This window comes from Microbispora sp. NPDC046973 (genome assembly GCF_040644495.1).
In the GTDB taxonomy this organism is placed as follows: domain Bacteria; phylum Actinomycetota; class Actinomycetes; order Streptosporangiales; family Streptosporangiaceae; genus Microbispora.
This window is the reverse complement of record NZ_JBEYWQ010000035.1, coordinates 11730-25684: the sequence shown is the minus strand read 5'-3', so window position 1 is coordinate 25684 and position 13955 is coordinate 11730. Positions and strand designations below refer to the sequence as shown.

Here is a 13955-nt window from a genome sequence, read left to right as displayed (position 1 = left end):
GGCCGCGTATTCGCCCACAGAGTCTGGGGCCGCACCTGCGGCTGGAGCGCAAAGGGGAATGATGCCTGGGAAACTCGCCCGGAACCGCTCGTTGATCGACGTACCGGCAGACCTGACCTACTTCGTGCACGACGGGAAGTACCTGGTCCTCAACCCGCAGGTGGGCGGCCGGATCGTCCTCGACGCGCGCGAGTTCGCCGTCCTAGCGGCCCTGGCCCGTCCCCGGGCGGGCGGGGAGCCGGCCCCCCTCGGCGAGACCGACGAGGCCGACGAGACCGGCGAGACCGATCGGATCCTCGCCAAGCTCATCCTGAACTGCATCGTCTACTACAACGGGAACCGTCCGAGGCTCAGCATCAAGGAGCCGCCGCTCCGCCAGGTGTATTACGCGATCACCGACGGCTGCAACCTCCGCTGCCCGTACTGCTACGCCTCCTCCGAGAAGTGCCTGCCCGGGGAGCTCACCACCGCCGAGTCGCTCGACCTGGTCTCCCAGGTCGCCGCCATCGGGGCCAAGACCATGATCTTCACCGGTGGCGAGCCCATGCTCCGCAAGGACCTGTTCCGGATCGTGGAGCACGCCAACGACAGCGGACTGACGTCGAACATCGTCACCAACGCCACGATGATCAGGAAGCCCGCGCAGGCCGAGCGGTTCGCCGAGCTGTTCGGCATGGTCACGGTGAGCGTCGACGGCGGCACGGCCGAGACCCACGACCGCACCCGCGGCGCCGGCTCCTTCGCCCGGACCTACCGCGCCCTGCGGCTGCTCAACGACGCCGGTGTGGTGCCGCGGATCAACCACATCGTCACCTCGGACAACGTGGACGAGCTGGAGGATTTCGCGAGGTTCGCCGAGGGGCTCGAGGTCCACAGCATCCGGCTGATGTACCACAACGACCTGGGCCGGGGCGAGAGCGACGAGTACGACTTCGGCTGGGAAGACCACATGCGGATCCAGCAGATCACCTGGACGTCCCCGGCCGCCGGCAAGCTGCTGCCGGACGGCCCGCGGCCGATCACGCCGTGCTCGGTGAAGGCGAACTGCGGGATGGGCGGCAACGAGATCTACGTCAACTCGCTGGGCGACGTGTATCCGTGCAAGCTCGTCACCGGACGGTCGCACCACGCGGGCAACGTACGGCGGCAGCCGCTGTCGGAGATCTTCGCCGGGCCGCTCCTGCGCGGGATGCGCACCAGCACCGTGCTCGGCGGCGACTACCACGCCGACTGCGCGAAGTGCTACATCAAGGCGTCCTGTGGCGGGGGATGCCGGGCCGCGCACATGGCCGAGTCCGGGGACCTGCGGCGCAACAGCCGCCACCAGTGCCGCATCCTGCGGCACGGCGTCGCCACACAGCTATGGATGGAGGCCGGTGTCAGCCGCTTGGAGCTCGCCGCCGACGAGCGCGAGATGACGACACCCCGCCTGGTCGCCAACGACGACGTCCATCCCGTCTTCGACGACTGGAAGACCTATGTTCCCCCCTCGCGCGACGCCGTCAGGGTCGGCGAGTTGCTTCCCATCACGCCGGTATAGAGGAGGTCGATGTGTCGCTGCGGATCAGCGAGGCCGTGATCTGGCAGGAGACCGGAGAGGGCGTCTCGCTCTACAACACCGAGACGGGCGACTTCCACAGCTTGAACGACACCGGCTCCCGGATATGGAGGCTGGTGGCGAGCGACGGCGAACGGGAACCGGTCATGTTCAAGCTGTCCCGCGAGTTCGCCGGCAGCAACTCCGCGATGAGCAGGCGCATCGTCGCGGACGTCGACGAGTTCATCGGCGCCATGATCGAGCAGGGCCTCATCGAGGAGGTCCCGGCCGAGGCGTCGGCGGTCAGGGAAGAGTCGCTGTCGTGACGCGTCCGCCGGCCCCGCCTCCACCGGTCCCGCGTCCGCCGGGCCGCGCCGGATGAGCAGGGCGGTCGTCCTCGGCGGCGGCCTCGCGGGCGTGCTCGCCGCCGCCGTGCTCGCCGGGCACGCGGACGAGGTGGTCCTGGTGGAAGGCGACCGCTACCCTTCCGGCCCGCGCCCCCGGCGCGGGCTGCCCCAGTCGCACCACAGTCACGTGCTCGTGGCGGGCGGCGCGCGGGCGCTGGACGCGTTGCTGCCAGGAACGGCCGACGCCCTCCTCGCGAACGGCGCGCACCTGCGGGGCCTGCCCGGCGACGCCCTCATCTACTCCGCCGACGGCTGGTTCCGCCGTCTCCACACCGACGCCCACCTGATCTCCTGCACCCGAGGGCTGCTGGACCAGGTGGTGCGGCGGCGGGCGCTCGGCGGCGGCGACGTCGAGGTCTGGGAGGACACGCGGGTGCTCGGGCTCACCGGGGACGAGGCCGTGATCACCGGCGTCTCGGTCAGCCGGCGGGGCGGCCATGCCGAGAACGTACGCGCGGACCTCGTTGTCGACGCGACGGGACGCCGGTCGCAGTCGCCCCGGTGGCTCGCCGCGATCGGCGCCGGGGACGTCGAGGAGGTGTCGGTCGCCACCGGGCTGGCCTACGCGACGCGTCTCTACCAGGCGCCCGGCGACCTGGCCGCCACGATCCCCGCGATCATGCTGCACCCGGGGACGGCGAAGGGGCAGCCGGCCCGGGGGGCGACGTTGTTCCCCGTCGAGGACGGCCGGTGGATCGTCACGCTGACCGGCACCCGGGGCGGCGAGCCGCCGACGGACGAGCAGGGCTTCGCGGACTTCGCGCGCTCGCTGCGCCACCCGATCGTGGCCGACCTCATGGCGGAGACCACCCCCCTCGGCGTCGTCCGGCCGTACCGCGACACCGTCAACAGGAGGCGGTTCTTCGAGAGGGCGCGCCTGCCCGCCGGTTTCGCCGTCGTCGGCGACGCGGCCGTCGCGGTGAACCCGATCCACTCGCACGGCATGTCGGTCGCCGCGCTCGGCGCGCTCAGGCTGCGCGAGGAGCTGGCCCGGCACGGAATCGGGCCGTCCCTGTTCGCCGGGCTCCAGGCCGCGCTCGCGGCGGAGGCGGAGCGGTCCTGGCGGATGGCCGTCGAGCAGGACGGGGAACGGGCCACAGAGCGGGTCACAGAGCGGGCCGGGGAGCTGGCTGGGGAGCGGGCCGGCCGTGACAGCCCGCCGCGACGGGAGCCCAACGCGTTCGAACGCGAGATCCGCGCCCGCCTGGCCCAGGCGAAGCTGAGCAGCCCGCGGCTCGCCGCCGAGTTCTTCGGCGTCCAGACCTTGATCTGCGGCGACACCGCGACGGACAAGTCGGAGATCGCCCGGGTGCTGACCGGACAGCCGGAGCCCCTCCTCACCGGTGAGGAGGCGATCGGGCAGTACCCGGCCCTGGCCGCCTGGCGGCGCTCGCGGTTCACCGCTGCGAGCGGCTGACCGCGCCCCCGGAAAGCCCGCACTCGCTGAACCCCCGCTTGCGCTGAAATCCGGGTCCGCTGAAATCTGGCGCCCGATGAAACCCGGCCCCGCCTCACAGGCTCGCAGCGCGGTCCGGGGAGGCGGGAGCTCAGGCCGGTTTCGCGACGAGGGCCCGGATCTCCGAGCCCCCCAGCGGCGGCGTGACCTCGGCCAGGTCGAACCCGGCCGCGGCGAACAGGTCCCGGAACTCGGTCATGCAGCGCTCCCGGCCGCCGGTGTAGACGAGCATGGCGATGTCGCTCATGACGGCCCCCGCCGCCTCCGGCGTGCCGAGGCCGGACGGCATCACCGGCTCCAGCACGAGCAGGCGGCCGTCCGCCGCGATCGACCTGCGGCAACTGCGCAGAAGAGCGATGCAGCGCCGGTCGTCCCAGTCGTGCAGGACGCCCTTCACCAGCATGACGTCGCCCTCCGGCACGGCCTCGAAGAAGTCGCCGGCCTCGATGGAGCACCGGTCGGACAGCCCCGCCCGCCGGAGCTCCTCCGCGGCGCCCGCGACCCCCTCGGCGGTGTCGAACAGGACGCCCTTGAGGCCCGGGGTCGCTGCCAGCACCGCGGCCAGCAGCGAGCCGTTCCCGCCGCCGACGTCGACCACGGTGTGGGCGCCGGTGAAGTCGTACGCTCTCGGCAGCGCGGGCGCGATCCGCTCGGTGCCCTCGCGCATCGCCCTGTTGAACACCGCCGACAGCTCCGGGTGGCGGGCGAGGTGGTCGAACAGCGGCCTGCCGTGCACGTGGTCCCACGCCGCCTCACCGGTCCGCACGCTGTGGGTCAGCGCCCCCCACGCTCGCCAGGTGTCGGGGTCGCCGAGCAGCAGGAGGCTGGAGCGCATCGACCACGGGTGGCCGGCGCGCAGCGGCTGCCCCTGCTCCGTCAGCCCGAACCACCCGGGCTCCCCCTCTTCCGCGACGCCCAGCACCACCAGTGCGCGCAGCAGCCGGCCCAGCGCGTGCGGGTCCGATTCGGTCGCCTCGGCGAGCCGCGTCACCGGTGCGGCCCCCTCTGCCAGCAGATCCGGCACGCCGAGCCGGACGGCGGCATAGAGGATCTGCGAGGACGCGTACCCGAAGGCCATCCGGGACAGGTTCGCGTACCCCGCGAGGCCGCGCGGTCGGTCACTCATGGGCCGGCTCCTTTCGGCGTCCGACAGGTGTCCGGCGAGCGCGTAGCCGCAGGGGCAGGCGGCGTACGCCGTGCAGGAACAGGTCGGGTGTCCACTCGATGTCGGCGGGATCGACCGCCAGGGCGATCCCGGGGAAGCGGCGCACCAGCGCGCCGACGGCGGCCACGGCCTGCAGCCGCGCCAGCGCCGCGCCGAGGCAGAAGTGGACCCCGTGGCCGAAGCCCAGGTGGCGGTTCGGGCTGCGGCCGATGTCGAAGACGTCCGGCCGGGGAAAGACCGCAGGGTCGCGGTTGGCCGCCAGCAGCACCGGCACCACGATGTCCCCGCGGGGGATCACGGTGCCGCCGATCTCGACGTCGGCGAGGGCGTACAGCGGCCGGGAGTGCCCGACCGGGCCGTTGTACCGCAGCGTCTCCTCGACCATCGAACCGACGAGCTCAGGGCAGGCGCGCAGCCGTTCCAGCTGGCGCGGGTGCCGCAGCAGCTCCAGCACGCCGTTCCCGATCAGGTTGACCGTCGTCTCGTCCCCGGCGAGCAGCAGCTGGAACACGCTGGAGATCAGTTCGACGCGGCTGATCCCGCCCGCGCGCTCCGCCTCGGCGAGCCGGGACAGCAGGTCCTCCCCCGGGTGTGCCCGCCGCTCCTCGATCCTCTCGTTGGCGTACGCCATGAACTCCATGCCGGCGCGGCGCACCCGGAACGGGTCCCCGCTGCCCACGATCTCGTCGCTCCACCCGCGCAGCCGGGCGCGGTCCTCGAAGGGCAGGCCGAGCAGCTCGGCGACGACCAGGATCGGCAGCGGCAGCGCCAGGTCCCGGATCAGGTCGGCCTCGCCTCCGGCGGCCGCCATGCCGTCCACCAGTTCGCCGGCGACCCGCTGGACGTGCCGCTCCAGCACGGCCACCGTACGGACGCCGAAGGCCGGCGCCATCAGTCTGCGTATGCGCGTGTGGTCGGGCGGGTCGAGGTGGAACACGTTGCGCCGCAGCATGGCCAGCGGGTCGCGGCTCTCGGCCCGGCGGTGCGGCGCGGCGAGGCCGGGGGGCAGCCGGTCGAGCTGACGCCCGACGTCCGGGTCGAGCAGCGCGCGCTGCACGTCGGCGTACCGCGTCAGATACCACAGCACCCGGCCGCTTCCCGGGCTCACGTAGCGGTAGACCGGCGCGTGCTCGCGCATGCGGTGGAACAGCGGGTGAGGGTTCGGGCGATGCCGCGCGGCCGCCGGATCGAACGGCTGCTCCAGCGTGGTCGCGGTCATGACCCTCTCCTCACGGGGCGCACCGGCGGTCGTCGACCCGGCCGTCCGCCGGGGCGCACCCGGCCGGCGTCAGCGGCTCGCGTGCTCATGGCCGCGCTCCCCTCCTCATTCGCCACGCGGGCGGCCTCGTCCCTCGGCCCGCGGCTCCGTGCACTCGTCGGCTCACCGCTTGGCGGCACGCGCGTCCTGGACGTCGAGGGCGAAGAACCTCCTGACGGTGTGTCCCAGCTCCTGCACGCCGGTGAAGCCCCGCCGGGCCAGCTCCACCTCCGCCGAGGTCCCCGTGCGGTGCCAGCGACGCAGGAAGATCTTCGCGCAGATCTCCGGCGGCGGGACGGCGAGCCGGCCGCGGGTCCGCTCCGCGGCCTCGTCGGCGCGCTCCACGATCTCGGACCACTCGTGCCAGTGGCCCGACTCCCTGACCCGTTCCAGGACGACCGGCCGCCAGTCTTCCGACTGCCAGCTCGGCCAGACCCGCACCATGACCAGCCGGAGCTGCTCGGCGACGGGGAGGGCGGCGAGCTCCGTCTCCGTGAGCCACGAGGCGAGGACGGGCGGCAGGGCGGCATCCTCGGCGACCCCGAGCCTTGCCCGCGCGTACGCCTCCAGGCCGAGGCCCCCAGATGCGGCGAAGCCCGTCAGCAGGCCGGTCAGCGCCTCCTCGTGCAGGCGGGGGTAGTCGTCGCCGAACAGCCGCCCGGCGTTCACGACGTCGAGGTCGGTCATCCACCTGCCCGGCGCGTACTCGCGCCTCGACCGCCATTTGAGCGCCTCGTAGTGGGTGATCCCCGTCAGCGCCGTGCCGGCCGCCCAGTCCGCCGACCTGTCGCCGCGGCGCCCGCCGACCGCCCGCAGCGCCGCCATCGCGTCCAGCCGCTTGACGTCCCACTCGCCCGTGCCGATCAGCCGCTCCAGCGTCGCGAGATGGTCGCGGTCGCCGGAGTCCACCGCCGTGTCCAGCTCGCGCCAGGTCCGCCGCATGAAGGGCAGCGCTTTCGCGGCCCGCACGATCCGCTCCCCGGCCGCCGCCGGGATCAGGCCCGCCCGAGCGCCCTCGCGACAGCCGTACCTGATGTTGACCAGCGCCACCGTCCCGGCGGGGTATCCCCGGTCGGCCGGCCCGTGCACCACGGCGACCTCGTCGTCCCCGTCGACCTCGCCGGTCGCGTACATGTCGAACACGGCCCCGGCGCCGCTCATGCCGTACGGGGTCAGCTCCGCCGCGCGCAACGCGCCCATGCTGGCCGCCCCGATGACGTGCACGCCCTCGTCGAGCAGCCAGAGGATCTCCTTATGGCCCACCGACAGCCGTTCGCGGTAATAGCCGTCGATGATGACGGCGGTGTCGTCGTGGCTCCAGGTCTCGGAGAGGAGGTCGCCCCGGGCCACTGGGGGCCGCACCCGCGCGTGCGGCACGACGCGCAGGACCTCGTCGCGGGAGATCGTCGGGCCGGCGTAGACGACCACGTTCGGCGAGCTCATCACAACACCCTCGCTCATCGCAAAACCTTGCTCATCGGATAACCCCGGCTCATCGGAAGACCCTGCTCGTCAGAAAACCCTGCTCGTCAGAAAACCCCGGCTCATCAGAAAATCTCTGCGCAGACGCGGCTCCCCGGCGCCAGCACCCTGACGACCGGCACTTCGATGTCCTCCCTCGTCAGGTCCACGACGAGAGGCGCGTGGGAGAAGGCGACCGCGGCCCGTTTCACCACGTCCTCCAGGTCGTCGATCAGGCTCTCGTGCGCGTGCATCGGCGTTATCGGCGCTCCGGCCTCCCCCGGCGGCTCCGGCCGGCGCTTGGCGCCCAGGTCGTCCTGGATGTCGGGCCGCAGGTCGTCGCGCGCGCCCGAGACGTAGCCCAGCCTGGCCTGCGCGGCCTCGGTCAGGGCGCGGCTGAGCGCGATCTCCGAGCTCAGGTGGCAGCCGAAACCCAGGAACGGTGGCGGATAGTCGTCGCAGGTGATCCGGGCGACGAAGCACGGCAGCCCGGTCGGCGAGGACAGGGACCTCGCTTCCAGGCGGACCCCGGCCCGCTCCATCGTCACGCACAGGTCGTCGACGACCGGTGACCCGAGCGAGCGCGGATCGATCCGGACGCCCCGGTCGCCGCCGGTGACGAAGGCCGTGACCGCGTCCCGCTCGATCACCTCGTACAACGCATGCAGTACGGCCTCCGCCTGGGTGTTCCCGCTGGCCAGGCCGTTGGTCGAGGAGAAGAACGCCGGTGGGTTCCAGCCCGTCCTGCGGACGAGGGTGAACTCGACCACGTCCCTCGGGACGAGGGTCCGCGACCCGTCGACCAGCGACTTGGCGACGACCCAGTCCACCGGCAGGCCGTCGTGCAGCAGGGTCGGCGTGCACAGCGGGAGAGCGTGGACGTCGTAGCCCAGCTCCCCGGCCACCTCACGGGGAGAGGCGGTCGTGACCGGCCGCATCGGCTGCTCCGCGTGCCAGAGCTCGATGGCCTCCATCATCGCGGACAGCTTCGCGAGGTCGGACGTGACGCCCTTGCCCTGGGAGACGGCGAGGGTCCGGGCCGTGGGCCTTATCGCCTGGAACGTCGGGATGCCGAGCGTGTCGAGCATCGTGATGTCCGCGACCCGGGTGACCCCGGCCCTGCGCGCCGCGCGGCCCGCCATCTCCAGCGAGGCGGCCGGGTCGCGGGCCCGGTCCGTCCCCGGCAACCGGACCTTCGACTGGTCGGAAAGGGAGAGGATCCATGAGTGGGAGGAGGTGTCTGTCCGCATCGTCCCCTTGCCCTGGTCGAGGTGAGGTGCCGAGGTGAGTGCCGGGATCGGGCCTGCCGGGCCGGCCGGACCGGATGGTGCCGGCTCAGATGTTGCTGGCGCGGTTGAGCAGGGCCCTGCCGCCCACGGCGTAGCCGACGACCGCCATGACGGCCAGCACGAGCAGGTCCACCCACGCCTCGCCGAAGCCGAAGACCGCGGCGTCCCGCATGCCGTTGATCGCGTACGTCAGCGGGTTGACCACGGAGATCCACTGCAGCACGGTGGGCATGCTCTCGGTGGTGTACATCGAGGGGGCGCTGAAGACGAGAACGGGCATCGACACGTTCGACAGCACCATGAAGGCCTGGTAGTCCGTGATCGTGATCGCTGCCGCCAGGTACAGCCCGTTGAGCGCCAGGGCCGACAGCGTGAGCGCCGTCAGCAGCCCGAACCAGTTCTCCGGGCCGAACGGGAGGTCGAACATGATCGCCGCGACGGCGAGGCCCAGCAGGGTCTGCCCCAGCACGAGCGACACCCCGGCGATCATCTTGCCGAGCAGGAAGCGCGACCTGCGCATGGGGTACGACCACAACTGCGTCGCCACCCCGCTCATCTCCTCCTGGAACACGGCCATGGCGGACGTGCCCGCCGCGCTGACGACCGACATCGCCAGCGTCATGGGGAGCAGGAAGACCGCGAACCCCACGCTGACACCCTTGTAGTCGACGACCCTGACGAGGTTGCTCAGCGAGGTGTTCACCAGCAGCAGGTACACCAGCATCGGCGTCAGGCCGAGGATGAGGTAGACCCGGTTGCGGGCGAGCAGCGCGTACTCCCGGTAGAGCACCGCGGACAGGTCCGCCGCCCTCGCGGTCCGGGTGGGGGGCGCGGTGTGGAAGTGCAGCCCGGCGGCCATCGTCACCCCTCGTTCCCGGTCATCCGGAGGAAGACCTCCTCGAGCGAGTCCACGGCGGTCGAGACCCCGGTGATCGCGATCGCGTGGTCCTGGCAGTAGCGGGACAGCTCCGGCAGCACGTCGCGGGCGTTCGCGTCGTCGATGCGCACCTCGTCGTCCTCGGCCTTGGCCCGCAGCCCGGCGGACTCCGCCCAGGCGGCCACGAGGCCGCCCGAGGCGGGGTCCTCGACAGTCACCAGCAGGTGGGTGCTGCCGAACTCCTCCACGAGCTCGCGCGGTTTGGCGAAGCGCAGCACCTTCCCCCTGTCGACGACCAGGACGCGCTGGCTGTTGCGCTCCAGCTCGTCGATGTGGTGGCTGGTCCACAGCACGGTCACACCGTGCTCCTCGCGCAGCCAGGTCACGAAGCGCTCGACCTGACGCCGCCCCGCGACGTCCAGGCCGGCGGAGGGCTCGTCGAGGATGAGCAGTTGCGGAATGGTGAGCAGCGCACGCACCAGCTGCAACCGCTGCCGCTGACCGCCCGACATCTGGAAGACCAGGCGCTGCATCGCACCGGTGAGGCCGAGGAAGTCCGCCACCTCCAACGCCCACGGCCGCACGTCGCGCCACCGCAGCCCGCGGAACCGGGCGGCGATCCGCAGGTTGTCGAGCGCCGGCAGCATCATGTCGAACGGGCCGGTCTGGTGCATCGCCCCGATGCCGCTCTTCGCGAGGACGGGCTGGCGCACCGGATCGGCGCCGAAGACCCGGATCTCACCGGAGGTGGGGGTGGTGACTCCGCAGATCATCTTGATCAGTGTCGTCTTGCCGGCGCCGTTGGGGCCCAGGAGTCCGACGGTCTCCCCCTCGGCGATCTCGAAGGAGACGTCGTCCACGGCCGGTCTCTCGCTGCCCCGATAGCGCTTGATGAGCCCCACGGCCGTCACGACATCCAACGCAGCCTGCCCTTCACTTCGCCCTCCCGCTGTCGGTGTGCTCCTGAGCGATGTGAGCGGCTCTCCGCTCGTCCCCGGCCTGACCGGAACGCGTCGCAGGTCGAGTATGAGCCGGGGACGAGCAGGTAACACAACCCCACAAACGTGGGCTACCGGTGCGGCCGGGAGGGCCATAACCGGGGCCATGGTCGGGCCATACCGATCGTTAAGCGCCCCTTTCTAGGGTCGCCGCAAAGGGACCCCCACCAGGCTCCCTTCAGTCGAACGGCGATCCGACCCGGGACTGCACATGGACCTTGTTTCCGACGGCCTGATAAATGATCGCGACACATGGCTGATCGTCATGCTGGCCAGGGGCTACACGACGACGAGGATCGCCCGCGAGATGCACCTCAGCCGGTACACCGTGGCGGAGCGCATCAGCAAGCTGCTCGTCCAGTTCGCCTGCAGCAACCGCAGTCAGCTCGTGGCCTACTTCTACGCGCACCGGCTCCTGAACGTCGGCATCTGGCCGCCCAGCGTCTCCGGCGTCGTCGGGTAGGCCGGGGTCGCGCGGGTCACCGTGCCAGGCCCGGCCCGCCTCCGGGCCTCGTCATCGGTTGGATGCCGTCGCCTAGGGTGACGTTCCTGTGGACTGCGACACGGGCGACACGGGCGCCGACGGCACGGCGGATTTCGCCGCCGAGTTCGCCGCCACCCCTGTGGCCGCCCCCGCGTCCGCTTTCGTGGCCGCTTTCGTGGCCGTTGTCGTGGCAGAGGAGGACGGATGCGGCGAGGCGTTCGCGACGGGCGTCGCCGTGTCCGGCGCTCCGCCGGAGACGAAGACCAGCACCCCGGTCGCGACGGCCACCACCGTCACGACTGCGGCGGTGGCATACGTGACCCTGCGCGCCAGCCGCCTGCGCTCCTCGCGCCGCCTTGCTTCCTCGCGCCGCATGGCGGCGCGCATGCGCTTCACCTTTCGCTGTGACATGGGCACTCCCGAGACCGCTCCCCGAGACGTCGTCGGGCGTCACCATAGCCGCGAGCGCGTAACGCGAATCTAAAACCCCGCTCGCCCGCTCGGGCGTGTCGGGGCGCCGGCCATCCGGCGGGTCGTCTGCGGCGCGAGGACTCCGCCGCGTGGTCGGGGTCAGCCGCCGAGGGCCTCGGACTCCTCTTCTTCGATCCGGCGGTTCCACTCCCGCTTGGAGGACTGCCAGCCGTCCTCGTCACGGCCCCGCCGCCAGTAGCCGGAGATCGACAACCACTCCAGCGGCAGGCCGCGCTCCACCCGCAGGTATCGCCGCAGTTCCTTCACGAAGTTCGCCTCGCCGTGGACGAAGGCGTGCACGACGCCCTCGGGGAACTCCAGCTCCCGCACCGCCCGTGCCAGCGCCTCGCCCACCTGGGCACCGCGGCGGTGCAGCCACAAGATCTCCGCGTCGCCCTCCGTCTGCAGCTTCTGCTCCTCCTCCGGGCCCTCCACCTCCAGGAAGACCCGGGCGGGCGCGCCGGCGGGGAGCCGCTCCAGTGCGGCGCCGATCGCCGGGAGCGCGCTCTCGTCCCCGGCCAGCAGGTGCCAGTCCGCCTCCGCGCTCGGCGCGTACGCCCCGCCCGGGCCCAGGAAGTGGATCACGTCGCCCGGCCGGGCCCGCAGGGCCCAGGGCCCGGCCAGTCCCTCGTCCCCGTGGTAGACGAAGTCGATGGTCAGCTCCCGCGCCTGCGGGTCCCAGGCCCGGACGGTGTACGTCCGGGTCTTCGGCCACTGGTCGCGCGGCAGCTCGGCACGGATGACCGCCATGTCGAACGGCTCCGGATAGGCCACTCCCGGCAGCGGGAACAGCAGCTTCACGTAGTGGTCGGTGAACTCGCCCGCCTCGAAACCGGCGAGTCCCTCACCGCCGAGCACCACCCGGATCATGTGCGGGGTCAGCCGCTCGGTGCGCTCCACCACGCCGGTGGTCGCCCGGGGTGCACGCCGCGCCGGTTCGGTCGTCGCCATAGGAGGTTCCCTTCATCGGATTGCTTAGGTAAGCCTAACCTCCTAAACGGAATCGATCGAGTCTTCCTCCCGCCGACGTCGCGCGGACGGTCCTCGCCCACGACCCGGAGTCGCGAGCGAGGACCTCACCACTTCGCAGACGGGGCGGAGACTCAGGCGAGAGCGGGCTCGGGACCCGACCCGGGACGAACGGCGGGGGCTTCGTCCAGAGGCTGCGGCGGAGCGTCGAACACCGCCTCGTCGAGACGGCCCTCGGAACGGGCGACCAGGACGGGCACCACCATCTGCCCCGTGACGTTGGTCGCGGTGCGGATCATGTCGAGGATCGGGTCGATCGCCAGGAGCAGCCCGACGCCCTCCAGGGGCAGGCCCAGCGTGCTCAGGGTCAGGGTGAGCATCACGATCGCGCCGGTCAGACCGGCGGTCGCGGCCGAGCCGACCACGGAGACGAACGCGATCAGCAGATAGTGGCCCACACCGAGATGGACGCCGAACACCTGGGCCACGAAGATCGCCGCGAGCGCGGGATAGATCGCGGCGCAGCCGTCCATCTTGGTGGTCGCGCCGAAAGGCACCGCGAAGGCGGCGTAGTCGCGGTCCACGCCCAGGCGCTCGGTGGTGACCCGCTGGGTGAGCGGCATGGTCCCGACCGAGGAGCGGGAGACGAAGGCCAGCTCGATCGCGGGCCAGGCGTTGCGATAGAAGGCGAGCGGGCTGACCTTGCCGACGAAGGCGAGCAGCAGCGGGTAGCTCACCAGGAGCACCAGCAGGCAGCCGATGTACACGCCCGCGCTGAGCTTCGCGAGCGGGGCGAGCAGGTCCCAGCCATAGCTGGCGACCGACTTGCCGATCAGACCGGCGGTGCCGATCGGGGCCAGCCTGATGACCCACCACAGGGCCTTCTGCACCAGATCGAGGACGGACCGGCTGAAGCCGAGGAACGGCTCGGCCTTCTCGCCGACCGCCAGGGCGGCGGCGCCGAGGACGACCCCCAGGAAGACGATCTGGAGGACGTTGAGCTCGGTGAAGGCCGTGACGATGTTGGTCGGGATGATGCCGGTCAGGAAGTCCAGCCAGGTGCCGGCGCCCTCCAGGTCGACGGCCTTGGCCCCCGCGGTGGAGATGGTGACACCCTGACCGGGATTGAGGATCAGGCCGAGGCCGATGCCGAAGACCACCGCGATCAGCGAGGTGATCAGGAACCACAGCAGCGTCTTTCCCGCGAGCCTGGCGGCGCCGCTGACGTTGCGCAGGTTGGCCACGCTGACGACGACCGCGGTGAAGACCAGCGGCGCGACCGCGAGTTTGAGGAGCTGGACGAAGATCTTGCCGACTTCGGTGAGGGTGGCGGTGAGCCAGGTGACGTCACCGGCGCGGGCGACGAACCCGAGAGCGGCTCCGATCACCAGACCGAGCAGCAACTGCAGGGAGAAGGAGAGTTTCTTCACGAACGAGACTCCGGCAAAAAGGCATGCTGACGCCGAGGCGGCATGCGAGGTGAGGGGAAGGGAGCGGTGACTGCGTTCAGCGACAGAGACGACTGCTCACGCGGCACAGGTCGACGTGCAGCCGCTCGACGAGCCACACGATCACCGGGAAGA

The 13955-nt window shown here is 71.6% G+C and carries 13 protein-coding genes; 5 read left to right on the top strand and 8 right to left on the bottom strand.

Going from position 1 to position 13955, the window contains the following annotated elements; genetic code table 11:
* Nucleotides 1–58: 58 nt before the first annotated feature.
* The 3 genes from stsB to ABZ860_RS37040 are packed head-to-tail and all read left to right on the top strand — an operon-like array spanning nt 59 to nt 3361.
* Nucleotides 59–1540 (top strand): StsB family radical SAM/SPASM domain sactipeptide maturase, encoded by a 1482-nt coding sequence (gene stsB, locus ABZ860_RS37050; protein ID WP_357229706.1) that lies wholly within the window; start codon nt 59–61, stop codon nt 1538–1540.
* An 11-nt stretch (nt 1541–1551) separates the two neighbouring features.
* Nucleotides 1552–1863: a PqqD family protein gene (locus ABZ860_RS37045; protein WP_357229704.1), complete on the top strand. Its 312-nt coding sequence runs from the start codon at nt 1552–1554 to the stop codon at nt 1861–1863.
* A 52-nt stretch (nt 1864–1915) separates the two neighbouring features.
* Nucleotides 1916–3361 (top strand): FAD-dependent oxidoreductase, encoded by a 1446-nt coding sequence (locus ABZ860_RS37040; RefSeq protein ID WP_357229702.1) that lies wholly within the window; start codon nt 1916–1918, stop codon nt 3359–3361.
* 130 nt (nt 3362–3491) lie between these two features.
* Here ABZ860_RS37040 and ABZ860_RS37035 read toward each other — a convergent pair whose 3' ends face one another.
* The 6 genes from ABZ860_RS37035 to ABZ860_RS37010 all read right to left on the bottom strand — a co-directional run bounded on the left by ABZ860_RS37035 (nt 3492) and on the right by ABZ860_RS37010 (nt 10352).
* The gene (locus tag ABZ860_RS37035; RefSeq protein ID WP_357229700.1) at nt 3492–4526 is read right to left on the bottom strand and encodes a methyltransferase; all 1035 of its coding nucleotides are present in this window, start codon (nt 4524–4526) and stop codon (nt 3492–3494) included.
* A complete protein-coding gene (locus ABZ860_RS37030) occupies nt 4519–5784 on the bottom strand; it encodes a cytochrome P450 (protein ID WP_357229698.1) in 1266 nt (421 codons plus the stop codon). Before ABZ860_RS37030 ends, ABZ860_RS37035 begins: the two co-directional genes overlap by 8 nt.
* Before the next feature lie 162 nt (nt 5785–5946).
* Entirely contained in the window at nt 5947–7284 is a 1338-nt protein-coding gene (locus ABZ860_RS37025) for a TfuA-like protein (protein ID WP_357229696.1), read from the bottom strand.
* A gap of 86 nt (nt 7285–7370) precedes the next feature.
* A complete protein-coding gene (locus tag ABZ860_RS37020) occupies nt 7371–8534 on the bottom strand; it encodes a YcaO-like family protein (protein WP_357229694.1) in 1164 nt (387 codons plus the stop codon).
* Between the two features lie 85 nt (nt 8535–8619).
* Nucleotides 8620–9432 carry an ABC transporter permease gene (locus ABZ860_RS37015; RefSeq protein WP_357229692.1) on the bottom strand — a complete coding sequence of 271 codons (813 nt, stop codon included), beginning with the start codon at nt 9430–9432 and terminating at the stop codon, nt 8620–8622.
* Nucleotides 9433–9434: 2 nt separating this feature from the next.
* Nucleotides 9435–10352, bottom strand: a complete 918-nt coding sequence (locus tag ABZ860_RS37010; protein ID WP_357229690.1) for an ABC transporter ATP-binding protein — start codon at nt 10350–10352, stop codon at nt 9435–9437.
* Nucleotides 10353–10659: 307 nt separating this feature from the next.
* Between ABZ860_RS37010 and ABZ860_RS37005 the strand changes: the two genes are divergently transcribed.
* Both ABZ860_RS37005 and ABZ860_RS37000 read left to right on the top strand, forming a co-directional pair.
* The gene (locus ABZ860_RS37005) at nt 10660–10911 is read left to right on the top strand and encodes a LuxR C-terminal-related transcriptional regulator (protein ID WP_357229688.1); all 252 of its coding nucleotides are present in this window, start codon (nt 10660–10662) and stop codon (nt 10909–10911) included.
* A gap of 88 nt (nt 10912–10999) precedes the next feature.
* Complete coding sequence (locus ABZ860_RS37000) at nt 11000–11416, top strand: hypothetical protein (protein ID WP_357229686.1); 417 nt, start codon at nt 11000–11002, stop codon at nt 11414–11416.
* A gap of 86 nt (nt 11417–11502) precedes the next feature.
* Here ABZ860_RS37000 and ABZ860_RS36995 read toward each other — a convergent pair whose 3' ends face one another.
* Nucleotides 11503–12354, bottom strand: a complete 852-nt coding sequence (locus ABZ860_RS36995; RefSeq protein WP_357229684.1) for a siderophore-interacting protein — start codon at nt 12352–12354, stop codon at nt 11503–11505.
* A 152-nt stretch (nt 12355–12506) separates the two neighbouring features.
* Nucleotides 12507–13802, bottom strand: a complete 1296-nt coding sequence (locus ABZ860_RS36990) for a dicarboxylate/amino acid:cation symporter (protein WP_357229682.1) — start codon at nt 13800–13802, stop codon at nt 12507–12509.
* Between the last annotated feature and the right edge of the window lie 153 nt (nt 13803–13955).